The sequence below is a fragment of the Pseudomonas sp. RGM2987 genome, assembly GCF_022952855.1.
In the GTDB taxonomy this organism is placed as follows: Bacteria; Pseudomonadota; Gammaproteobacteria; order Pseudomonadales; family Pseudomonadaceae; genus Aquipseudomonas.
This window is the reverse complement of the sequence record NZ_JALJDX010000179.1, coordinates 20254-43915: the sequence shown is the minus strand read 5'-3', so window position 1 is coordinate 43915 and position 23662 is coordinate 20254. Positions and strand designations below refer to the sequence as shown.

General features: G+C 62.7%; 19 protein-coding genes. 11 read left to right on the top strand and 8 right to left on the bottom strand.

What is annotated here, in order from left to right; all coding sequences use genetic code 11:
* Positions 1-141 precede the first annotated feature (141 nt).
* The 7 genes from RGM2987_RS10710 to RGM2987_RS10680 all read left to right on the top strand — a co-directional run bounded on the left by RGM2987_RS10710 (position 142) and on the right by RGM2987_RS10680 (position 5731).
* Positions 142-1131, top strand: coding sequence for an alpha/beta fold hydrolase (locus tag RGM2987_RS10710; protein ID WP_245140636.1), 990 nt, complete (start codon positions 142-144; stop codon positions 1129-1131).
* A 126-nt stretch (positions 1132-1257) separates the two neighbouring features.
* The gene (gene rraA, locus RGM2987_RS10705) at positions 1258-1749 is read left to right on the top strand and encodes a ribonuclease E activity regulator RraA (RefSeq protein ID WP_245140634.1); all 492 of its coding nucleotides are present in this window, start codon (positions 1258-1260) and stop codon (positions 1747-1749) included.
* 25 nt (positions 1750-1774) lie between these two features.
* Positions 1775-2770, top strand: a complete 996-nt coding sequence (locus RGM2987_RS10700) for a zinc transporter ZntB (RefSeq protein ID WP_245140632.1) — start codon at positions 1775-1777, stop codon at positions 2768-2770.
* 63 nt (positions 2771-2833) lie between these two features.
* Positions 2834-3079, top strand: a complete 246-nt coding sequence (locus RGM2987_RS10695) for a CrfX protein (protein ID WP_245140630.1) — start codon at positions 2834-2836, stop codon at positions 3077-3079.
* A gap of 2 nt (positions 3080-3081) precedes the next feature.
* A complete protein-coding gene (locus RGM2987_RS10690; RefSeq protein ID WP_003183617.1) occupies positions 3082-3906 on the top strand; it encodes a mechanosensitive ion channel domain-containing protein in 825 nt (274 codons plus the stop codon).
* A gap of 92 nt (positions 3907-3998) precedes the next feature.
* The gene (sigX, locus tag RGM2987_RS10685) at positions 3999-4589 is read left to right on the top strand and encodes an RNA polymerase sigma factor SigX (protein WP_245140628.1); all 591 of its coding nucleotides are present in this window, start codon (positions 3999-4001) and stop codon (positions 4587-4589) included.
* A gap of 107 nt (positions 4590-4696) precedes the next feature.
* On the top strand, positions 4697-5731 hold the full coding sequence (locus RGM2987_RS10680; RefSeq protein ID WP_245140626.1) for an OmpA family protein: 1035 nt from the start codon (positions 4697-4699) through the stop codon (positions 5729-5731).
* Positions 5732-5859: 128 nt separating this feature from the next.
* On the opposite strand, the gene cobA is transcribed toward RGM2987_RS10680, so the two are convergent.
* The 8 genes from cobA to RGM2987_RS10640 all read right to left on the bottom strand — a co-directional run bounded on the left by cobA (position 5860) and on the right by RGM2987_RS10640 (position 17854).
* Positions 5860-6615 carry a uroporphyrinogen-III C-methyltransferase gene (gene cobA / locus RGM2987_RS10675; protein ID WP_245140624.1) on the bottom strand — a complete coding sequence of 252 codons (756 nt, stop codon included), beginning with the start codon at positions 6613-6615 and terminating at the stop codon, positions 5860-5862.
* 10 nt (positions 6616-6625) lie between these two features.
* Positions 6626-9343 carry a nitrate reductase gene (locus RGM2987_RS10670; protein WP_245140621.1) on the bottom strand — a complete coding sequence of 906 codons (2718 nt, stop codon included), beginning with the start codon at positions 9341-9343 and terminating at the stop codon, positions 6626-6628.
* A complete protein-coding gene (gene nirD / locus RGM2987_RS10665) occupies positions 9343-9660 on the bottom strand; it encodes a nitrite reductase small subunit NirD (RefSeq protein WP_245140619.1) in 318 nt (105 codons plus the stop codon). Before nirD ends, RGM2987_RS10670 begins: the two co-directional genes overlap by 1 nt.
* Entirely contained in the window at positions 9657-12110 is a 2454-nt protein-coding gene (gene nirB / locus RGM2987_RS10660; RefSeq protein ID WP_245140616.1) for a nitrite reductase large subunit NirB, read from the bottom strand. The genes nirD and nirB overlap by 4 nt, the downstream gene beginning before the upstream one ends.
* Before the next feature lie 426 nt (positions 12111-12536).
* Positions 12537-14210, bottom strand: coding sequence for a bifunctional protein-serine/threonine kinase/phosphatase (locus RGM2987_RS10655; protein WP_245140614.1), 1674 nt, complete (start codon positions 14208-14210; stop codon positions 12537-12539).
* 9 nt (positions 14211-14219) lie between these two features.
* Positions 14220-15431, bottom strand: coding sequence for a nitrate/nitrite transporter (locus RGM2987_RS10650; protein ID WP_245140612.1), 1212 nt, complete (start codon positions 15429-15431; stop codon positions 14220-14222).
* 622 nt (positions 15432-16053) lie between these two features.
* A complete protein-coding gene (locus tag RGM2987_RS10645) occupies positions 16054-16629 on the bottom strand; it encodes an ANTAR domain-containing protein (protein WP_025212689.1) in 576 nt (191 codons plus the stop codon).
* 13 nt (positions 16630-16642) lie between these two features.
* A complete protein-coding gene (locus RGM2987_RS10640; protein WP_245140610.1) occupies positions 16643-17854 on the bottom strand; it encodes a CmpA/NrtA family ABC transporter substrate-binding protein in 1212 nt (403 codons plus the stop codon).
* A 237-nt stretch (positions 17855-18091) separates the two neighbouring features.
* On the opposite strand from RGM2987_RS10640, the gene RGM2987_RS10635 reads away from it, so the two are divergent.
* From RGM2987_RS10635 to RGM2987_RS10620, 4 genes are read left to right on the top strand one after another with little or no spacing between them, the layout of a single operon-like run.
* On the top strand, positions 18092-18823 hold the full coding sequence (locus tag RGM2987_RS10635) for a helix-turn-helix domain-containing protein (protein WP_245140608.1): 732 nt from the start codon (positions 18092-18094) through the stop codon (positions 18821-18823).
* 4 nt (positions 18824-18827) lie between these two features.
* Positions 18828-20462: a type III secretion system outer membrane ring subunit SctC gene (gene sctC / locus RGM2987_RS10630; RefSeq protein ID WP_245140604.1), complete on the top strand. Its 1635-nt coding sequence runs from the start codon at positions 18828-18830 to the stop codon at positions 20460-20462.
* A complete protein-coding gene (sctW, locus tag RGM2987_RS10625) occupies positions 20459-21565 on the top strand; it encodes a type III secretion system gatekeeper subunit SctW (protein WP_245140602.1) in 1107 nt (368 codons plus the stop codon). The genes sctC and sctW overlap by 4 nt, the downstream gene beginning before the upstream one ends.
* Positions 21566-21588: 23 nt before the next feature.
* Positions 21589-23637, top strand: coding sequence for an EscV/YscV/HrcV family type III secretion system export apparatus protein (locus tag RGM2987_RS10620; RefSeq protein WP_245140599.1), 2049 nt, complete (start codon positions 21589-21591; stop codon positions 23635-23637).
* The last annotated feature ends 25 nt before the right edge of the window (positions 23638-23662 follow it).

The following is a 23662-nucleotide window of genomic DNA, read 5'->3' as shown; positions in this document are numbered from 1 at the left end:
GCATTGATGCTGCCTGACACACCGTTTCGCGAGCAAGCCCGCTCCCACATGTTCTGTGGCTTGATTGACTAGCGGGTCCCTTTTTTGATTGAAACAGGGCGGGCTCCTGAGGGAAGCCGCCCTTTTTTGTGCAAGAGCATCATGCAAAGCAGCAGCAACCTATTTCCTGTCGCCCTGATCAGCGCCGAGCGGCGCGGCGATCTGAGCGAAGACGTCTATCGTTTGAAACCCGGCAACAGCCCGGACTACAGCGTCGAGCTGGCCGTGACCCGACTGGGCATGGCCGATGCCGGCCAAACCCGTGGCGTTCCCGTAATCCTGTTGCACGGCAGTTTTTCCAACCGGCGCTTCTGGTATTCGCCCAAGGGCCTTGGCCTGGGGGCATACCTGACGCGCCAGGGGTTCGATGTGTGGATCCCCGAGATGCGCGGCCACGGGTTGTCCCAACGCAACCAGAACTATCGCCACAACCGGGTGGCCGACTACGCCCGCTACGATTTGCCGGCCATCGGCGCTTTCGTGCGCGAACAAAGCAGGCAGGTGCCGCACTGGATCGGCCATTCCCTGGGCGGTATCACCCTGGCTGCAGCCTTGGGCGGGCAGTATCTGGGCGAGCCCGCCGTGGCGTCGGCTGCGTTTTTTGGTACCCAGGTCAGCCGCACCTACTGGCCGCTGAAAATTCCACCGGTGGAGTGGAGCGGGCGCTTCATCCTCAAGCGTTTTGCCCAATTGTCCGGCTCACGGCTCAAGCGTGGACCCGAGGACGAGCCCATTGGCCTGGCACTGGAAAGCATGCGCTGGTACGGCCTGTTCGGGCGCTTCGGCGATGCCGAGAAAAACTGGTGGGCCGGGTTGGCCGACGTCCAGGTGCCGGTGCTGGCGGTGAGTGCCGCGGGCGATCACCAGGATCCGACCTGGGCGTGCCGCAAGCTCTTCGAGCAGATCGGTTCCGAACACAAGCAGTTTGTCTGCCTGGGCCGGGCGCAGGGGTTCACGGATGACTTTGGCCATGTCGAGATGCTGGTCAGCAAAGCCGCACAGGCTGAAGTCTGGCCACTGGTGGCGCGCTGGCTGGAAGACCCTTGCTCACCACTGCTGGCAGAACAGCCCGGCCTGGCCGAAGCGGTTTGAGACGAGGGCTCTGACAAGGGCATTTCGCTCTGGTCGGCTTGCGGCTAAGATATGACGCGTTAAGCGGTTCCGGTCACAAACGGTTGCCCATTCAGTCTGACGTTCCAGCCTTCCAGGAGTTGTTCGATGAACCATTACCTTACGCCCGACCTGTGCGACGCCTACCCGGACCTGGTGCAGGTGCTGGAGCCGATGTTCAGCAATTTCGGCGGCCGCGACTCCTTCGGCGGCGAAATCGTGACCATCAAGTGCTTCGAGGACAATTCGCGGGTCAAGGAGCAGGTTGAACTTGCGGGCAACGGCAAGGTACTGGTGGTTGACGGCGGTGGCTCGCTGCGGCGGGCGCTGCTGGGCGACATGCTGGCGGAAAAAGCCGCGAACAATGGCTGGGAAGGGCTGGTGATCTACGGTTGCATCCGCGACGTCGACATCATCGCCCAGACCGACCTCGGCGTTCAGGCCCTGGCCAGCCACCCGATGAAAACCGACCGGCGCGGCGTCGGTGAGCTCAATGTCCCGGTGACCTTTGCCGGCGTGACGTTCCGTCCGGGCGAGTATGTCTATGCGGACAACAACGGCGTGATCGTCTCGCCAAGCCCGCTGAAAATGCCTGAATGACACGTCACAGCCATAAGGGATGAGGATGTTCGAGGAAGAAAACGCCCAGTGGGGGCTGGTGCATGCCCTGGTGCTGGACGGTAAAGGCGGCGCACGCTCCATCGCCAGGACCGAACTCGACGATTTGCAGTTGCAGGACCACGAAAGCCTTTGGTTGCACTGGGATCGCAGTCATCCGCAGACCCATACCTGGCTGCGCAAGTCCAGCGGCCTGAGTGAATTCAACTGCGACCTGCTGCTCGAAGAGAACACCCGCCCGCGGCTGTTGCCGTTGCCCAACGCCGAGTTGCTGCTGTTTCTGCGGGGAATCAACCTCAACCCGGGGGCCGAACCGGAAGACATGGTGTCGGTACGCATCTTTGCGTCTGCCCAGCGGGTGATTTCCCTGCGCCTGCGACCGTTGCGCGCCACCGATGAGCTGCTGGTGCAACTGACCGAGGGCAAGGGGCCCAAGACCGCCTCGGAGCTCATCCTTTATATGGCGCAGTACCTCACCAACAAAGTGCAGGATCTGGTGACCTGCCTGTCGGAAATCGTCGACACCGAGGAAGAAAAACTCGATACCGACGAACGGTATACTCCCGAGCACGATGCGATTTTGCACATCCGTCGCAGGGCGGCCGGGCTGAAGCGATTCCTGGCGCCGCAGCGGGACATCTTCGGGCAAATGAGTCGGCTCAAGCTGGCGTGGTTCGTCGACGATGACGGCGACTACTGGAACGAATTGAACAACAGCCTGACCCGCTATCTCGAGGAGCTGGAACTGACCCGCGAGCGCGTGGGGCTGGTGCTGGAGGCCGAGGACCGGCGTCTGTCGGTGCGCATGAACCGCACCATGTACCGCTTCGGCATCATTACCGGGATCTTCCTGCCGATGAGTTTCCTCACCGGCCTTCTGGGCATCAACGTCGGCGGCATTCCACTGTCCGGCAGCCCCTACGGTTTCATGGTCGCCTGCCTGCTGATGGTCTGCGTGGCCCTGGGGCAATGGTGGTTGTTCCGCCGTTTGCGCTGGGTGTGATGAGGCTTCATGTGACCCGACCAAATTTGATCGCGTCTTCCACAGACATCACGAGAGGTGCGTATGCACGATCCGTTTGAACAGTCTTTGCGCGACATGCTCAAGGCTTCGCCGTCCAGCCGGGACGACGATGCATGCCTGGGACGTGTACTGAAAACCGCTAACCGCCAGGTCGGCGCCGGCGATCTGTTCAGCCTGCTGGGCCGTTGGTTGCCCGCGCTGATGATCGCCGTGAATAACGGGTCGGCCCACGTCTCGCCGGTTTCCCGTCGTAAACCTGTTACCCGCACCGCTGATAAGGCTGATTGAATATGGAACTTGATCTCTGGACCCAGAGCCTCGTCACGGCAATGACCGCGTTGTGGACCAAGGTGGCTAACTTCATCCCGAACCTCTTCGGCGCGCTGGTGGTGCTGTTGCTCGGCTTCGTGGTAGCCAAGCTGTTGGATACACTGCTCTCCAAGCTGCTCGCCAAGCTCGGTCTCGATCGCCTGATGGGCGGCACCGGCCTGACCAAACTGCTGTCGCGTGGCGGCATCCAGGTGCCGATCTCGACCTTGGTCGGCAAGATCGTCTATTGGTTCGTATTGCTGATTTTCCTGGTTTCTGCCGCTGAATCCCTTGGCCTTGAGCGAGTTTCAGCTACGCTGGATATGCTCGCGTTGTATTTGCCCAAGGTTTTTGGCGCCGCGCTGGTGCTGCTGGTCGGTGTCTTGCTGGCGCAACTGGCCAACGGGCTGGTGCGTGGTGCCGCTGAGGGCGTGGGGCTGGATTACGCCGCAGGCGTCGGGCGAATCGCCCAGGGCCTGGTGATTATCATCAGTATTTCGGTCGCGATCAGTCAGTTGGAGGTCAAGACTGACCTGCTCAACCACGTGATCGTGATCGTTCTGATTACCGTTGGTCTGGCCGTTGCGCTGGCCATGGGCTTGGGAAGCCGGGAAATTGCCGGTCAGATTCTTGCGGGAATCTATGTGCGTGAGTTGTATGAGGTTGGGCAACAAGTGCGTGTTGGCGAGGTCGAAGGCCAGATCGAAGAGATCGGCACGGTGAAGACCACATTGCTGACCGATGAGGGCGAATTGGTGTCGCTCTCCAATCGGATCCTGCTGGAACAGCATGTGAGTAGCCGCTAACCCGGCAAACCCTGCTAATGTATGCCGCCGTAAAATGCCGGGTAGCCCCAGGCTGCGGCGCACATTGACCTAGACTGTCGGCCCGACTTGTTTTGAACAAAGCCCAATCGCCATCCACGCGCTACGACCCCCGTGATCTCTCCGATGAGGAGTTGGTCGCGCGCGCGCATACGGAGCTGTTCCACGTAACCCGTGCTTACGAAGAGTTGATGCGCCGTTACCAGAGGACATTATTTAACGTTTGTGCGCGATATCTCGGGAACGATCGTGATGCTGACGATGTCTGTCAGGAGGTGATGTTGAAGGTGCTGTATGGCCTGAAGAACTTCGAGGGGAAATCGAAGTTCAAGACATGGCTCTATAGCATCACCTACAACGAATGCATCACGCAGTACCGCAAGGAACGGCGAAAGCGTCGCTTGATGGACGCGCTGAGCCTTGACCCTCTTGAAGAAGCGTCTGAAGAAAAGGCGCCTAAACCTGAGGAGAAGGGCGGGCTTGATCGCTGGTTGGTTTATGTAAACCCGATCGATCGGGAAATTCTGGTGCTACGATTTGTCGCAGAACTGGAGTTCCAGGAGATCGCAGATATCATGCACATGGGTTTGAGCGCGACAAAAATGCGTTACAAGCGCGCTCTTGACAAATTGCGTGAGAAATTTGCAGGCATTGCTGAAACTTAGTTCGGCGCAAATATCTCTTACGTGTAGGCAAGTTCTGATAGACTTGCCGCCGAGTTGTCCCCCGGTTTGCGGGACTGCTTCACAATCACCAGATGGGGATTTAACGGATGAAACTGAAAAACACCTTGGGCTTTGCCATTGGTTCTTTGATTGCTGCCACTTCGTTCGGCGCTCTGGCACAAGGCCAAGGCGCAGTTGAAATCGAAGGCTTCGCCAAGAAAGAACAATTCGACAGCGCTCGTAACTTCAAGAACAACGGCAACCTGTTCGGCGGTTCGGTTGGTTACTTCCTGACCGACGACGTTGAACTGCGTCTGGCCTACGACGAAGTGCACAACGTACGTGCCGACGACGGCAAGAACGTTAAGGGTGCGAACACCGCTCTGGACGCTCTGTACCACTTCAACAACCCAGGTGACATGCTGCGTCCTTACGTCTCGGCCGGTTTCTCCGACCAGAGCATCGACCAGAACGGCAGCAACGGTCGTAACCGTTCTACCTTCGCCAACGTGGGTGGCGGCGCCAAGCTGTACTTCACCGAGAACTTCTACGCCCGTGCCGGCGTTGAAGCTCAGTACAACATCGACCAGGGCGACACCGAGTGGGCGCCTAGCGTTGGTATCGGTGTGAACTTCGGTGGCGGTTCCAAGCCTGCCGCTGCTCCAGTTCCAGCTCCGGCTGAAGTCTGCTCCGACAGCGACAACGATGGCGTATGCGACAACGTCGACAAGTGCCCTGACACCCCAGCCAACGTAACTGTTGACGCTGATGGCTGCCCAGCTGTTGCTGAAGTCGTACGTGTTGAGCTGGACGTGAAGTTCGACTTCGACAAGTCGGTCGTCAAGCCAAACAGCTACGGCGACATCAAGAACCTGGCTGACTTCATGAAGCAGTACCCATCCACCACCACTACTGTTGAAGGTCACACTGACTCCGTCGGTCCTGACGCTTACAACCAGAAACTGTCCGAGCGTCGTGCAAACGCCGTTAAGCAAGTTCTGACCAACCAGTACGGTGTTGAATCGTCCCGCGTTCAGTCTGTTGGCTACGGCGAATCCCGCCCAGTGGCTGACAACAAGACCGAAGCTGGTCGTGCAGTTAACCGTCGCGTAGAAGCGCAGGTTGAAGCCCAAGCTAAGTAATTAGCCCAAAGCTCTGGAAAAGCCCGGCCTAGGCCGGGCTTTTCTTTGCCTGGGATTTATGAAAATGAGCGACAAATACCTGTGGGAGCCGAGCTTGCTCCCACAGGGTTGGTGTTGTTTGCCAGAGGTTACAGCGCTGCCGCCTGGACCCAGGCCTGCGGTGCCTGGGCCAGTTCCGCACCCGCGGCCACGGCGCCGATCACCAGGATCGCCGGGCTCTTGAGCTCAAAGGCACTCGCATCGGCTTCCATCGAGGCCAGGTCGCTTCGGCAGTCACGCTGATGGGGCAGGGAAGCGTTTTCGATCATGGCGACCGGGGTGTTCGCTGCCAAGCCACCGGCCAGCAATTGCTCACGGATCTCGCTCAGTTTCGCCACGCCCATGTACACCACCAGGGTGGTCCCGCCCTGGGCCAGGGCCTGCCAGTTCAGGCTGCTGCCGTCCTGGGTGTGCGCCGTGACCAGCGTCACGCCCCGGGCAACTCCGCGCAGGGTCAGCGGGATGTCACACTGGGTCGCGCCCGCCAGGCCGGCGGTGATGCCATTGACCAACTCCACCTCGACGCCATGCTCGCGCAGCCATTGTGCCTCTTCACCGCCACGGCCAAAGATGCACGGATCGCCGCCCTTGAGGCGCACCACGCATTTGCCCTGGCGGGCATAGCGCAGCATCAACCGATGAATGAACGCCTGTGGTGTGGAGCGGCATCCGCCGCGCTTGCCCACGGCAATGATGCGCGCGCCAGGGCAATGCTCCAGCACCGCGTCATTGACCAGGTCGTCGATCAGCACCACGTCCGCCTCGCCCAAGGCGCGTACGGCTTTTAGGGTCAGTAATTCAGGGTCACCGGGACCTGCGCCCACCAGCCAGACTTTTGCGTTCATAGTGTTTTCCTCACGAGACAGCGGCCACCGGTTGCGCGGTGGCAACCAGCAGGCGTTTGATTTCCGGTACACAGGAGCCACATTGCGTGCCGCAGCCCAGTTCCTGTTTCAGCCCTTGCAAGTCCAGGCCACGCTCGATGCCGGCGCAGACCGCACGCTGACTGACGTTCATGCAGTTGCACAGGGTCTTGCCGGCGCCCATCGGGGCGCCGACATTGCCCGGCGGCGCGCTCAGCGGCGCCAGTAGCCAGCGGCGCAGTTGCTCATCGGCACGACCTTCCGACCACAGGTTCTGCAGCCAGTGTCGGGCCAGGGTTTCACCGGCCAGGCGAATCGCGGTGATGCGGCCGTTTTCGATCCGTACCCGTTTGCCGATGGCACGGCGCGGATCGTCATAGGCCAGCACTGGTCCTTCCACCAGCCCCAGTTGTTCATCGATGGCCTGAAGCACCTGCGGTTCGGGCGCACCGGCGCTGGCGGCGCGAATCAGTAACGCCGGACGTTCGCGCCCGGTGAGGCTCAGGCTGACGTAGGCAAATGCCTCACACAGGGGGCGTAATGTCTCCAAATGCTGCTGGACATCGCCCTCGATCAAGGCGAAAAGCTGCCAGGGCAGGTTTACCGCTTCCAGGTGTACGCCGCTGTGCTTTAGCTCCGGTTGTTTCGACAGAGGATCGAACGCCGGTTGGGTCAGGGTATTCACGCCACCCTTGAGGAACCGGTCGCCCCAGTGCATGGGCAGGAATGCCTGGCCGGGGCGTACGCTCTCGTCACTGTCCACTGCCACGATCACCGCGCCACGGCGGCTTTTGAGGCTGACCAGGTCGCCGGCTCGCAGACGGTGGCGCACCAGTTCATCGGGATGCAGGCTCAGTACGGCTTCGTTCACATGACCGAACAACTGCGCGGCGGTCCCGGTGCGGCTCATGCCGTGCCATTGGTCGCGCAGGCGGCCGGTGTTCAGGGTCAGCGGGTAACGGGCGTCACGCAGCTCCTTGGCGGCGCGGTACGGTTCGGCGACAAATCGTGCGCGGCCGGTGTCGGTGGGAAAGATCCCATCCATGTACAGGCGGGCGGTGCCGACCGTGGCGCCGGCCGGGAAGGGCCATTGTTGTGGGCCGAGCTGGTCGATCAAGGCGTGGCTGATGCCGGACAAATCCAGGTCACGGCCGCAGGTCAGCTGTTTGTACTCATCGAACAGCTGGGCCGGGGTTTCGAAGGCGAACAGGCTAGGCTGGGCGGGGCGCAGACGTTTCTCCAGGCGTTGTGCGAAATCCACCGTGATCGCCCAGTCCGGGCGCGCCTCTCCAGGTGCGCCGATAGCCCGGCGCACGTGGGAAATCCGCCGTTCGGAGTTGGTCACCGAGCCTTCTTTCTCGCCCCAACTGGCCGCCGGCAACAACAGGTCGGCATAGGCGGCGGTCTCGGTGGTGCGGAAGGCTTCCTGTAACACCACGAACGGGCAGGCTTGCAGGGCTTCGCGCACTGCAGTCTGGTCCGGCATCGATTGGGCCGGGTTGGTGCAGGCAATCCACAAGGCCTTGATCTTGCCGTTGCGAACCTGCTCGAACAGCTCGATGGCGCTCAGGCCCGTATTGGCAGGCAATTGCTCGACGCCCCAGTAGCGGGCGACTTCAGCGCGATGCTCGGGGTTCGCGGCTTCGCGATGGCCCGGCAGCAGGTTCGACAGGCTGCCGGTCTCCCGTCCGCCCATGGCATTGGGTTGACCGGTCAGCGAGAACGGACCCGCGCCTGGACGGCCGATCTGCCCGGTGGCCAGGTGCAGGTTGATCAACGCGCTGTTCTTCGCGCTGCCGGCAGTGGACTGGTTCAGGCCCATGCACCACAGCGACAGGAAACTCGGCGAGGTGCCGACCCATTGCGCGCACTGGTGCAGTTGCTCGACGCTGATGCCGCAGAGTTGGGCGACCATGGCCGGCGTGTAATCGCGCACCAGGTTCTTCAGGTCCGCCAGGCCTTCGGTATGAGCCTTGATGAACTTGCGGTCGACCCAGTCTTCCCACAGCAGCAGGTGCAAAATCCCATGGAACAGGGCGACATCGGTGCCCGGCAGGATCGCCAGGTGCAGGTCCGCCAGATCACAGGTGTCCGTGCGCCGGGGGTCGATGACGATGATTTTCATCTGTGGCCGGCGGGATTTGGCTTCTTCGAGGCGGCGAAACAGGATCGGATGGGCGTAGGCCATGTTGCTGCCGACGATCATCACGCAGTCGCTCAGTTCCAGGTCTTCATAGCTGCAAGGCGGGGCATCGGCGCCGAGGCTGCGTTTGTAGCCCACCACCGCCGAGGACATGCACAGCCGCGAATTGCTGTCGATGTTGTTGGTGCCCACCAGCGCCCGGGCGAGTTTGTTGAAGGCGTAGTAGTCCTCGGTCAGCAACTGCCCGGAGATGTAGAACGCCACGCTGTCCGGGCCGTGTTCGGCGATGGTCTCGGCGAAGATATTGGCGGCATGGTCCAGGGCGCTGTCCCAGTCGGTACGGGCCCGGGCCAGGCCTTTGCCAAGGCGCAGCTCCGGATACAGGGCGCGGGCGGCGAGGTCGCCGGTCAGGTGCAGGGTCGAGCCCTTGCTGCACAATTTGCCGAAGTTGGCCGGGTGGGTGGGATCGCCGCTGACGCCGAGGATGCGCTCGTCGTCATGCTCGATCAGCACGCCACACCCGACCCCGCAGTAGCAGCAGGTCGAGGCAGTGGTCTGGCGGCTCATCAGCTTGCTTCCCGCAGGGCCAGCAGCACCCGGCCATTCTCGACCCGCGCCGAATGGTGATGGGCGCAGCCCACATCCGGAGCCTGGGCCTGGCCGGTTTCCAGGTCGATCTGCCAGTTGTGCAGCGGGCAGGCCACGCGCTTGCCGTAGATCAGACCCTGGGACAACGGGCCGCCCTTATGGGGGCAGCGGTCATCGAGTGCGAAAACCTCATCGTCGCTGGTGCGAAAAATCGCAATGTCGCCTTTCGGGCCATTGATGATGCGCGAGCCCAGGGCGTTGATTTCGTCCAGCGCGCAGATATCCAGCCAGTTCATGCCGGCACCTCCAGGTTTTTCACGGGGATGACTTCAAACTCTTTCTTCAGCTGGGGTTGTTCCAGGCGCTGTTTCCACGGGTCCTGTTCCAGCGACAGGGAAAATTTCAGGCGTTCATGCAGGGCTTTGCGCCGCGCCGGGTCTTCGAGCACGGCCTTCTTGATGTGCTCCATGCCGACCCGCTGCATGTAATGCACGGTGCGTTCGAGGTAGAAAGCTTCCTCGCGGTACAACTGCAGGAAGGCGCCGTTGTATTCGCGGACTTCCTCGGCGGTCTTGAGCTTGACGAAGAATTCGGCGACCTCGGTCTTGATCCCGCCGTTGCCGCCGATGTACATCTCCCAGCCGGAATCCACGCCGATGATGCCGACGTCCTTGATGCCGGCTTCGGAGCAGTTGCGCGGGCAGCCGGACACGGCCAGCTTGACCTTGTGGGGCGACCACATGTTGAACAGGTCGTGCTCCAGCTCGATGCCCAGCTGGGTGGAGTTTTGCGTGCCGAAGCGGCAGAACTCGCTGCCTACGCAGGTCTTCACGGTGCGGATGGACTTGCCGTAGGCGTGGCCGGAGGGCATGTCGAGGTCTTTCCAGACACCCGGCAGGTCCTGTTTCCTGATGCCCAGCAAGTCGATGCGCTGGCCGCCGGTGACCTTGACCATCGGCACGCTGTACTTGTCGGCCACGTCGGCGATGCGTCGCAGCTCCGAAGGCGTGGTGACCCCGCCCCACATCCGCGGGACCACCGAGTAGGTGCCGTCTTTCTGGATGTTGGCGTGGGCGCGCTCGTTGATCAGGCGCGATTGCGGATCGTCATGGGCTTCGCCGGGCCAAGTGGAAATCAGGTAGTAGTTCAAGGCCGGGCGGCAGGTGGCGCAGCCGTTCGGGGTGCGCCAGTTCAGATAGCTCATGGTCCCGGCGATGGTCAGCAGGTGCTGGTCGCGAATCGCCTGGCGGATCTGCCCGTGGTTGAGGTCGCTGCAACCGCAGATGGCCTTTTCGCTTTTCGGCTTGACGTCCGCCGCGCCACCCACGGTGTTGATCAGGATCTGCTCCACCAGGCCAGCGCAGGAACCGCAGGAACTGGCGGCCTTGGTGTGTTTTTTCACGTCATCGACGCTGAACAGCCCATGCTCCTGGATGGCCTTGACGATAGTGCCCTTGCACACGCCGTTGCAGCCGCAGACTTCAGCGCTGTCAGCCATGCTCATGGCTTTGTCCTGGCCCTGGTGTCCGACATCGCCCAAGGCGTTTTCGCCGAACATCAGGTGATCGCGGATCTCGCTGATGCCGGCATTCTCACGGATCTGGCGGAAATACCAGCCACCGTCCGCGGTATCGCCGTACAGGCAGGCGCCGACCAGCACGTCGTCCTTGATCACCAGTTTCTTGTAGACGCCGCCAATCGGGTCGGAAAGGGTGATGGTCTCGGTGCCTTCGCCGCCCATGAAGTCGCCGGCGGAGAACAGGTCGATGCCGGTGACTTTCAGCTTGGTCGAGGTCACCGAACCCTTGTAGGTCGCAAAACCCAGTTGGGCAAGGTGGTTGGCGCAGACCTTGGCCTGTTCGAACAGCGGGGCCACCAGGCCATAAGCGGTGCCACGGTGGCTGGCGCATTCACCGATGGCGTAGATGCGCGGATCGTAGGTTTGCATCGTGTCGTTGACCAGGATCCCGCGGCTGCACGGGATGCCGGATTTCTCCGCCAGCTCGGTATTGGGCCGGATGCCGGCGGCCATCACCACCAGGTCGGCGGGAATGATGTCGCCGTTCTTGAACTGCACCGAGCCGACCCGGCCGTTGCCGGCGTCGTGCAGGGCCTGGGTCTGCTCGCACAGACGGAATTTCAGTCCACGGCTTTCCAGGGCGGTTTGCAGCAGTTGGCCGCTGGTTTTGTCCAGTTGCCGCTCCAGCAGCCATTCGCCCAAGTGCACCACGGTCACGTCCATGCCCCGCAGCTTCAGGCCGTTGGCCGCTTCCAGGCCCAGCAGGCCGCCGCCGATGACCACGGCGTGTTTGTGGGTCTTGGCGGTGTCGATCATCATCTGGGTGTCGGCAATGTCGCGGTAGCCGATCACGCCTTCCAGGGTGTGGCCGGGAATCGGCAGGATGAACGGCGTGGAACCGGTGGCGATCAGCAGCCGGTCGTATTCGGCTTCGGTGCCGTCTTCGGCGATGACCCGGCGCTTGACCCGGTCAATCTCTACCACCTTGCGGTTGAGCAGCAGCTTGATGTTGTTGTCCTGATACCAGCTCAGGTCATTGAGCACGATCTCTTCGAACGTCTGTTCGCCGGCCAGCACAGGGGAGAGCAGGATGCGGTTGTAGTTGGCATGGGGTTCGGCACCGAACACCGTGATGTCGTACAGCTCGTTACTCAGCTTGAGCAACTCTTCGAGGGTGCGTACGCCGGCCATGCCGTTGCCGATCATCACCAATTTGAGTTTTTTCATCAGGCTTCTCCGTGAGCTCAGGTCCGTTTCATCACGGCGATCGGACTGGCTCGGTAATTTCTACGAAAACAAAAAAAGGCGTCCCGCTAGTGTGCTAGCGAGGACGCCTTTGTCCTGGTCCCGTTCTCTCGGGAAGCACCGCCTTCATCGTTGGAGGCGTTGCTTTATGTATGGTGAGAGAGGTTATGCAGTGGTTGTGCCAAGTGGCTTTGGGGTGCGGTTTTATTGGGGATGACGGCGGCTGAATGCGCTGGAGGAGAATTTATTGCACTGAATCAAAGCGTGTTGCCCGGTAATGGAGCGTGGCCGGGCCGGTAAAAAAGCTTTTGTGGCGAGGGAGCTTGCTCCCGCTCGAGCGCGAAGCGGTCGCAGGTTTTTGGGTCTGCTGCGCAGTCCAGCGGGAGCAAGCTCCCTCGCCACGGTTGGTCAGGATGAATGAAACACCAGAAACAGCAGCACCAGATTCACCAGCAATGACACCAGCGCCAACGTCCGCCAGACCTTCAGCGGCTCGCGCTCCAACAGCGGCCGAGGCCGTACGCTCAAGCTGCGGCGTTCGCCCTGTTCCAGCAACAACAGCCATTCCTCGGCCGTTTCAAAGCGTTGCGTCGGATCCGCTGCGACCGCGCGCTCCAGGCTTTGCCCGAGCCATTCGGCCAGGTCCGGGCGATAGCGGTTGGCACTGACCGGCACGCCAAAGCGCGGACGTTGGAAGGCTTCGACCTCGCCGTAGGGATAATGCCCGGTCAGCAGGAAATACAAGGTCACGCCAACGGCATACAGGTCCTGTTGCGCCGTCGGTGCGCTGCCGCCGAAGGCTTCCGGGGCGATATAGCTTGGGGTGCCCGGCAACAGGTTCGCCTGGTCCTCGGATAACCCCGGGCAGTACGCCAGCCCGAAATCCAGCAGGCGCAACTCGCCGTCGTCGCCCAGGTGCAGGTTGTCCGGCTTGATGTCACGGTGGTAGATCTGCCTTCGATGCAACAGGCCCACCGCCCGCACCAGCCGTTGCGCCAGGTCCTGCCACTGCGCCAGCGGCAATGCACCCGCCTGTTCGAACAGTTCAGCCAGGGTCTGGCCAGGGTACTCGCGCATCACGTAGTACAGATGCTGGCGCTGCGGTACACCGTGGACCTCGGGAAACTGCCGGCCCGCGACCCGCTTGAGAAACCATTCTTCCGACAGCAACGCCTGCCCGGCCTGTGTGTCGTCCCGCAGATGCCCCGGCAGGGTTTTCAGCAACCAGGGCTGGCCCTGGCCGTCATGCACCCGATAGAGCAGCGATTGCTGGCTCTGGCCAAGCAGGCCTTCGATCTGCCAGCCTTCGAACACCTGCCCAGGCTTCAGCGTCGGGGGCAGGGGCCATTGCTGCAGTTGGATCAGCGCATCACCAATGCTCGCTTCACCCACGGCGTCGACCCGCACGAGCAACGCGCTGGCGTTGTCCTGGCTGCCGGCCAGGTGCGCGGCGTTAACCAGGGTCTGGGCTGCCACGTTGAGGTCCGGTTGGTCGCGCAGGATGCCGGCGATGGCCGTGTCCCCCAGCACCGCCCAGACGCCATCGCTGAGCAGGACGAAGGTTTCGTCGGCGCGCAGCTCACCGTCGAGGAAATCCAGGATCAGGTGTTGATCCAGGCCCAAGGCCCGCTTGAGCACATGCTGCATGCCCGGTTGTTCCCAGACGTGGTCCTCGCTGACCCGTTGCAGCTGATCGGCGTGCCAGCGGTAGACCCGGCAATCGCCGACGTGGGCCAGGGTGAAGCGTCGTCCCCGCAGCACCAGGGCGCTGACGGTGGTGAGCAGCGGTTGCCCGCCGCCGTTGGCCTGGAGCCAGCGGTTCTGCGCCAGCAACAACCGGTCCAGGGCCTGGGCCACGCCCCAGGTCTGCGGCGTGGAGTAGTAGTCCAGGGCCAGGGCCTGCAAGGTCGAACGGGCGGCCAGGCCGCCATCGGCGCACTGGCTCACGCCGTCGGCGATGGCGAACAGGTAACCCTTGCTGGCCGCCAGGGCCGGGGCCGGGGTGACCAGGCGCAGGGCGTCCTGGTTTTCCTCCCGCGGGCCGATGGCGCTGGCTTCGGCAAAACTCAATTGCAGGCTCATGGTCGCTCTTTATACCCGGGCGGCGGTGACGGCAGCCGAACCCCAGGTGGTTCTCCAGCGACGCTTGACGCCGTACAGGCCGAACCAGGCCAGGACACCTAGGCTGGCGAACAACCACAGCGCCAGTTGATAGCTGCCGGTGCTTTGCTTGATCGCGCCCATGCCTGCTGCCAGGGCGAAACCGCCGATGCCGCCGGCCATGCCGATCAACCCGGTCATGACGCCGATCTCGCGACGGAAGCGTTGTGGCACCAACTGGAACACCGCGCCGTTGCCCGCACCCAGACCGAGCATGGTGCAGACGAACAAGGCCAGGGCCGCATAGGAACTCGGCAGGTTGAAGCCCACGGCGGCGATGCAGACTGCCGCGACGGTGTACATGCCCAACAAGGTACGAATGCCGCCGAAACGATCCGCCAGGGCGCCGCCCAATGGGCGCATCAGGCTGCCACCGAAGACGCAGGCGGCGGTGTAGTAGCCGGCGGTCACCGGGCTCAGGCCGTACTGGTCGTTGAAGTAGCCGGGCAGGGCGCTGGCCAGGCCGATGAAACCGCCGAAGGTCACGCTGTAGAAAAACATGAACCACCAGCTGTCACGATCGCCCAGGGCCTTGAGGTAGTCGGCCATGGATTTGGCTTTCGGCCGCTCCGGAGCGTTCTTCGCCAGCCAGGCAAAGACCACCAGGGTCAGGATCAGCGGGATCAGTGCGAAGCCGAACACGTTGCTCCAGCCAAAGGTCGCCGCCATCACAGGTGCGATCAGCGCGGCCAGCACGGTGCCCGAGTTACCGGCACCGGCGATGCCCATGGCCTTGCCCTGGTGCTGCGGCGGATACCATTGGGAAGCCAGCGGCAGGGCCACGGCGAACGAGGCGCCGGCCATGCCCAGGAACAGGCCCAGCAGCAGTGCTTGTTCATAGCTGTGGATTCCCAGTTTCCAAGCGCAGAACAGCGCGCTGATCACAATCACCTGGCCCACCATGCCGGCGGCTTTCGGCGAAATCCGATCGGCCAGCAGGCCCATGAACAAGCGCAGCACCGCGCCGGCGAGGATCGGCGTGGCGACCATCAGGCCGCGTTGCTGGGTGGTCAGGTGCAGGTCGGCGGAGATCTGCACCGCCAGTGGACCGAGCAGGTACCAGACCATGAAACTCAGGTCGAAATACAGGAAGGCCGCGAACAGGGTCGGGGTATGGCCGGATTTCCAGAAGCTTGAATTCATCGCGCACCTCAGTAAAAGTCTCGAGAAATGAGTCAGTGCTTCGAAGTGGTGCGCCGCTCGGGGCGACCCCACCGACCCCGGACGTTGGGGCCAAAGCAAAAAAACGCCGCAACCCGGTTCGCCAGCGGGGCGAGCAGGGTGTGCGACGTCTTTGTCGTAGGTGGGGCAACCGCCGTTGGTTACCTGTGGTGTTGGTTAAGCGAGATCTGTGCCAACAGGGGAGTCGGTGTGATGCCCATCGCGAGCAGGCTCGCTCCCACAGTGGATTTTGTGGTGTGCACAAGAGCTGCGGTCACCTTGGGACCCTGTGGGAGCGAGCCTGCTCGCGATAGCGGTGGGTCAGTCGATGATGTTGGATGTGAAGCCGCCTTCGCGAGCAAGCCCGCTCCCACAGTGGATGTGTGGTGTACACGAGGGCTGCGGCTACCCCGGACCCCGTGGGAGCAGGCTTGCTCGCGATAGCGGTGGGTCAGTCGATGATGATGTTGGATGTGAAGCCGCCTTCGCGAGCAAGCCCGCTCCCACAGTGGATTTTGTGGTGTACACGAGGGCTGCGGTCACCCCTCGCCCCTGTGGGAGCGAGCCTGCTCGCGATGGCGCCAGTCCAGGCGCTGCGGGGTCTTCAGCCCAGCAACTCATTCATGGCAATGATCTGCTCCGCCACCTGGATCAGTTTCTGCTGGCGGCTCATGGCCTGGCGGCGCATCAGGGTGTAGGCCTGTTCCTCGTTGCATTCCTTCATTTTCATCAGCATGCCCTTGGCCAGTTCGATGCGTTTGCGTTCGGCCAGTTGCTGGTCGCGGGCCAGGAGTTGGGCGCGCAGGGCCTGGTCGCTTTCGAAGCGGGCCATGGCCACATCGAGGATCGGTTGCAGGCGCGCGGCGTGGATGCCTTCGACGATGTAGGCGCTGACGCCGGACTTGATCGCCTGACGCATGACATCCGGGTCGTGCTCGTCGGTAAACATGACGATCGGTCGTGGCTGGTCGCGGCTGACCAGCACAACCTGTTCCATCACATCGCGTCCGGGTGACTCGGTATCGATCAGGATCACGTCCGGACGCACCGTTTCGACGCGCGCCGGCAGGTCGATGGTCAGGCCGGATTCGTCGATCACTTCGAACCCGGCTTCAATCAGGGCGGCCTTGAGGCGACCGACTTTTTTCGCAGTGTCGTTGATCAGCAGGATACGCAGCATGGTCGGGCTCCTGTCAGCGGCTGGCGAAGAGGGCAGGCGCATCGCTCAAGGCGTGCAGTTTGAAGCTCTTGGCGTAACCGGCCGGGTCCGAGCCGTCCCAGGTGGTGCCATCGATCAACTGGCTGCTGCGCATGTCCTGGGGTGGCGAGGCGATGTCCAGCGCCGCGCAGGCTTGGCGATAAAGCTCGAGCTGCTGGACGTCCCGCGCCACGGCCAGATAATCCGGATCTTCACGCAGCAGGCCCCAGCGGCGGAATTGGGTCATGAACCACATGCCGTCGGACAGGTACGGCAGGTTCACCTCGCCGTTGCCATGAAAGCGCATGGCATGGGGATCCTGCCAACTGTTGCCCAGGCCATCGGCATAAACCCCCAGCAGCCGCGGTTCGATGCAATCGAGCGGCGCGTCGAGGTATTCGGGCGCGCTCAACAGTTGCGCGGTGCTTCGGCGGTTCTCGGTGCTCTGCTCGATGAAGCGACTGGCTTCTAGGATTGCCATCACCAGCGCCCGGGCGGTATTGGGGTATTGCTCGACAAAGGCGCGGGTGCAGCCCAGGACTTTCTCCGGGTGATCGGGCCAGATGGTCTGGGTGGTCGCCAGGGTGAAACCGAGGTTCTGCTTGACCGCACTGGCGCACCAGGGCTCGCCGACGCAGAAACCGTCGATCCGACCCGCCTGCAAGTGCGCGATCATCTGCGGCGGCGGCACCACCACACTGTCCACATCCGACAACGGATGGATGCCCTGGGCCGCCAGCCAGTAATAAAGCCACATGGCGTGGGTGCCGGTGGGGAAGGTCTGGGCGAAGGTCAGTTTCGGGCGAGTTTGGTGCACGTGCCGTTCCAGTGCCTCAGGACTGGTCACGCCCTGGGCCTGCAAGCCATGGGACAGGTTGATGCTCTGACCGTTCTGGTTCAGTCCCATCAGCACGGCCATGTCGGTCGGTGCCACGCCACCAATGCCCAGGTGCACGGCGTAGATCAGGCCGTACAGGCTGTGGGCGGCATCGATCTCACCGCTGACCAGCTTGTCCCGCAGGTTGGCCCAGGAACTCTGGCGCTTGAGGTTCAGGGTCAGGCCGTAGGGCTGGGCGAAGCCCTGGGTGGCGGCCACGACCAGCGGGGCGCAGTCACTCAGGGCCATGAAGCCAAGGTTGACCGCGCTCTTTTCCGGGGCATCGCTGCCGTGGACCCAGGCCAGGGGGTTGGCTGGAACTTCATTCATCGCGCATCACCTTCCACATAAAAAAGCGCCGCACCCGGTCGGTTGCCCGAGCAAGGCCGGATGACGACGCCGTTGTCCTTTGAACAGTCTGGCACTCAATTGCGATGGGCGCCGATGACCCTTAGTGGTGCAAGGCATATGCCAGCCCCCGGACTGATCAGCTTTCCATCAGGATTCAAGGCGCTGGGTCTTCCATCCTGTGGCGCTTCCCATCGCCACGCAGCAGAGGAGACGGCTGTGCAGGAACCTTCATTTCGTGCCACGGCATTGCCTGAGTTGCACGCACCCGTGATGCATCTGCATGTCGGCGCCCGCCCGGTTCAACTGGGCGCTGCACGGTCTGGCCTGAGCGACTGCCTGCCGGCCGGTTGGCAAGGGCTGCTGGTGCTCAGGGATGGGCTGCACGCCAACGGTGCAGTGCTGAGCGCGCGATCAGTGTGCGAAGCACCACTGGTGAAGTTGCAGGCGTTTCTCGACATGAGCGATGCCTTCGTCGACCAGCGGGCGGCTGTCGAGCCCTGGGCAATGCTGCCGGTGGCGGATGAGGTCGTCCGGTCCCCGGAGCGATTCGAACGCTGGTACATCGAACAAGCGATGGGCGCCGGAGCGGACTACCACCGGTTCGCCAACCTGTTGCGGCATCACGAAAGCTACGGGCTGGTGCGGTTTTTGTTGGAACAGGGCACCCGCAGCGAAAAACTCAACGCCCTGGCCCGGCGCTATGGCGTATCGGTCTCGCATTTTCGCAGGCTCTGCCGACAAGCCCTGGGCTGTGCCGCCAAGCCAGCCTTGCGCGGCTGGCGCACGGCCCAGGCGCTGTTGAACATGAGTCTTGAGGACGGCTCGCTGACCGACGTGGCGCTGGAGTTCGGCTTTGCCTCTTCGTCGCACTTCTCCAAGGAAGTCCGTGAACTGGTGGGCTTTGCGCCCAGCAGCCTGGCGGACATCACCTACTTGCCGGGCAAGTGACTCGATGGGCCGTCGATGGATTTTCCTGCTCATTTCATGGCTGCTCGTCCCCGTCGTCGCGCAGGCTGATGTGTATACCTTCGAAGCCCGCGAGCAGAGCGCACGAACCTTTTTCAGCGAGCTGTCCGCCTCCCTCGGCAAGCCGGTGATCGTCAGCAAGGGCGCAGCGGTCAAGCGGATCGGCGGCACGTTCGACCTGCGCTCGCCGCAACAGACCTTCGAACGGGTCAGCGCCCGGATGGGGCTGATCTGGTACAGCGACGGCCAGGCGATCTACCTGTATGACGCCGCGGAAATCAAAAGCTCGATGGCGTCCTTGCAGACCCTGACCGTGGCCAGGCTGCTGGCTTTCCTGCAACAGTCGGGGCTGCACGACACGCGCTATCCGCTGCGCAACGACGGCTTGCGCACCTTTCACGTGTCCGGGCCGCCGATCTATGTCGACATCGTGCTGCAAGCTGCGCAGTTGATGGATAACCAGCGTTCGGAACTGCTGCTGGGCAGGCAGCAGATCGGCGTGATCCAGGTGCGCAACACCTTTGTCAGTGATCGCCGATACGAACTGCGCGATGACAAGGTGACCATTCCCGGCTTGGCAACGGTGATTGAGGAGCTGTTGCGCGGCGAGAAACAATCGGTCGAACCGTTGGTGGCGCAAGCTCCTGCTCCGCGATCTCGGGGGTCGATGCCGGTTTTTCCCCTGGAAGGCCTGACGAGCAGCGCTTCGGAACAGGACCCGACCGCGCCCCGGGTGATTGCCCGAGAAGTCGCCGCCGGCAACATCCGGGTGGTGGCCTACCCGGACACCAACAGCCTGTTGGTCAAGGGGTTGCCGGAGCAGGTGCGCTTCATCGAGAACCTGGTGAGCGCGCTGGACACCTCGAAACGACACGTCGAGCTGTCGCTGTGGATCATCGATCTGCACAAGGATGAACTCAACCAGTTGGGCATCAACTGGCAAGGCGCAGTGAAATCCGGCGGCAGCTTCAGCGCTTCGCTCAACGCCGGTTCGACCACCACCCTCGATGGTGCTTCGTTCGTCACCCGGGTCCTGGCGCTGGAGCGCACCCAGCGCGCCAACGTGGTCTCGCGACCAGTCATCCTGACCCAAGAGAACGTGCCGGCGATCTTCGACAACAACCGCACGTTCTACGCGCCGTTGGTGGGCGAGCGCAGCGTCGACCTGCAACACGTGACCTACGGCACGCTGGTGAGCGTGCTGCCACGGTTCGCCCAGGCGGATGAGATCGAGATGTCGCTCAATATCGAGGACGGCAACGAGGTCGAGAACCCGGGGCAGGGCGAGCGCCAGGGTGCGTTGCCGACGGTAGGGCGCACGCGTATCAGCACCGTGGCCAGGGTGCCCCAGGGCAAGAGTCTGTTGGTGGGCGGTTTCACCCGCGACGACCACGGCGAGCAGATTGGCCGCGTACCGGTGTTGGGTTCGATTCCCTGGCTCGGGCGCTTGTTCAGCTACCGCCAGGATCGCTCGGCCAACACGGTGCGGGTGTTCCTGATCCAGCCCAAGGAAATTCTCGAAGCCCTGGAGCCGAACTTGCCTGGAAACGGCGGGTCGTTGCTGACCCCCGAGCAACACGAGCGCTTGCGCCGTTCTTATTTCCGGATGTCAGCCCCATGATCCTGCCACCGATTTCCAGCGGCGGCCGGGCCGCCCAGGCGCGGCTGAATGCCGAGAAGGCCGCCGAGCATCCACAACCGCAAGCGGCTGCCGACACCGTGCTGGACGACAGCACGACCGCCGCCGTGGCCCAGCGCATCGTGCAGATCAGTGACGAGCTGTCGGCGGCCCTGACCCAATTTCGTGGCCGACGGCTGTTCGAGCAGAAGACCGACGCGCTGACCGAGACCTTCGAAAGAGTGCTGGAAGACGACACCCTGCCCAAGGCACGGCAGGTGCTGAGCCTGGCTCGACTGGCGGACAGACCCATTGCCTGGCTGCTGCAGATGGCCCGCCAGCTGTTCCCCGATGACAGCGACCTGGCGCTGGTGCTGCGAGAATTGCTGCGCCGTCGCCAACTGGAAACCGCCACCCGCCAGCGCCTTGAAACGCTGTTGCAGACCGTGGTCGCCCAAGCTTCGCCCAAGCGCCTGAACGCCGGGATCAACGCGGCGCTCAAGGCCAGGATGTTCGGTGCGAGCATGGCGGTGCGGGCCGGCCTGCTGCGTGAGACCTACCGGGATTTCCTCGAGTCCGACGAGGGGCCGCTCAGTTGTTATCAGGACTGGATCGCCCTGTACGGCCCGCCCCAACGCATGAACGTACTGGCCTTCGTCGAAGCCGCGCTGCTCACCGATATTTGCGCCCAGGATCCCAGTTGCTCACGGGCCGAATTCGGTCAGCTGTTGAGCCGGGTGACCGACCTCAAGCGCCTGCGCTCCGCCGACGAACTGTTTATCGGCGCGCTGCTCGGCGATGCGCTCATTTGTCAGCACAACCCCTTTGAACCCGACTGGCTGGTGTTCCTGTGCGGCGTACTGACCTACCCGGATGAACTCGACCAACTGCTGCTCGGTGCGCTGGGGGAACGGATGCTGCTCAGTTCCCATCGTCAGCGCTCGATGTTGTTGCAGACCCTGCGCCGCCTCTGCCTGCAATTGCCGCCGTCGTTGTTTGTCGATGAACAGGCACCGTTGCGCCTGGCCGAGCAGTTCACGCGCCTGGCGGACGTGGCTTATGCCCACGAAAGCATCGACCGGCGTCGCGCCGGCGCTGGTTCATGATGTTGTCGCGCAGGGCTGTCTGAATGCTCAACGTGTTTTTGCGCAGCGTCGGCGCGCGCCCGGAGCTGCTGATCCTGAGCTTGATGGTGATGATCATCGCCATGCTGATCATCCCTCTGCCAACGGTGCTGGTGGATTTTCTCATCGGCCTCAACATCGTCATTTCGCTGCTGGTGTTCATGGGTTCGTTCTACATCGAGCGGATCCTCAGCTACTCGACCTTCCCGGCCTTGCTGTTGCTGACCACGCTGTTTCGCCTGGCGCTGTCGATCAGCACCAGTCGCTTGATCCTCAGCCAGGCCGATGCCGGCGAGATCATCGCCTCGTTCGGTGACTTCGTGATCGGCGAAAGCCTGGTGGTCGGCTTCGTGATTTTTTCCATCGTCACCATCGTCCAGTTCATCGTCATCACCAAAGGCTCGGAACGGGTCGCCGAAGTCGCGGCGCGTTTCTCCCTGGACGGCATGCCGGGCAAGCAGATGAGCATCGACGGCGACCTCAAGGCCGGCGCCATCGATGCGGCCCAGGCCCGGGAAAAGCGCAGCGTGCTGGAGCGCGAAAGCCAGCTGTACGGCTCGTTCGACGGCGCGATGAAATTCATCAAGGGCGATGCCATCGCCGGCATCATCATCATCTTCGTCAATTTCATCGGCGGCATGGCCATCGGTGTCGGGCAGTTGGGCATGGACCTGTCCACGGCCTTGTCGACCTACACGCTGTTGACCATCGGCGATGGGCTGGTGGCGCAGATTCCGGCGCTGCTGATCGCCATCGGTGCCGGTTTCATCGTCACCCGGGTCAATGGCGACGACAGCAACCTGGGGCGCAACATGCTCACGCAGATGCTCGGCAACCCGTTCGTCCTTGGCGTCACTGCGTTGCTGGCGGTGGGCGTCGGCCTGCTGCCGGGGTTTCCGTTGTTGACCTTTCTGTCGATTGCCAGCGTGCTGGGGCTGGTGGTGTTTGTGCGCCAGCGCAGGGGCTTGCGCCAGGGTACGGGCGAAAGCCGTGCCGAACCGGCCGGACAGGACACGGCGCAGAACGAGTCGGGCTTGCTCGAGGACGTCGACAACATTGCCACGGAAACCATCGCGTTAATGCTGCTGGTTCCCAGCGCGCGATTGCCGGCGCTGGAAACGCAGCGCTGGGCCGCGCGCTTTCGCAGCCAGTTCTTCGTCGATTACGGCCTGCGCATTCCCGAGCCGCGACTGCGGGCCAGCGAGGCGCTGCCGGCTCATCAGGTGGCGGTGTTGATCAATGAGGTGCGCGCCGAGCAGTTCGATATCCACTTCGAGCACTGGCGGCTGCTGGATTATTCCCCTGAGCTTGAGCCACTGGGTTTTGCCCTGGTGCGCGGCAGCGACAGCAATCGCCAAAGTGGCGTCTGGGTCAGCGCGGCCGACCGCGAGCGGGTGCAGCAACTGGGCTATCACCTGCGCCCGGCCGATGAGGAATGCTATCGCTGCCTGGTCACGTTGCTGGCGCGCAATATCCGCGAGTTTTTCGGCGTGCAGGAAACCAAGCAACTGCTCGATGAAATGGAAACGCGCTACCCGGACCTGCTCAAGGAAGTGTATCGCCACGTCACGGTGCAGAAGATCGCCGAAGTACTGCAACGGCTGATCAGCGAGCGCATTTCCGTGCGCAACATGAAACTGATCCTCGAGTCGCTGGCCCACTGGGCCTCCCGGGAAAAGGACGTGCTGGCGCTGGTCGAGCATGTGCGCGGCGCCATGGCCCGCTACATCAGCAACAAGTTTGCCCAGGGCAACGACCTGCGGGTCCTGCTGCTGTCGCCGGAATTCGAAGAGGTGGTGCGCCGGGGTATTCGCCAGACCTCCGGCGGCAGTTTCCTCAACCTGGAGCCGGCCGAATCGGAAGAGTTGATGGACCGCCTCAGTGTCGGCCTCGACAGCGTGCACATCGCCCACAAGGACCTGGTGCTGCTGTGTTCGGTGGATGTGCGGCGCTACATCAAGAAGCTGGTCGAGGGACGTTTCCGCGAGCTGGACGTGATGTCGTTCGGCGAGATCAGCGAGACGGTTTCGGTCAATGTCATCAAGACGCTCTAGGGAGTATGTGCCGATGACGCCTCCG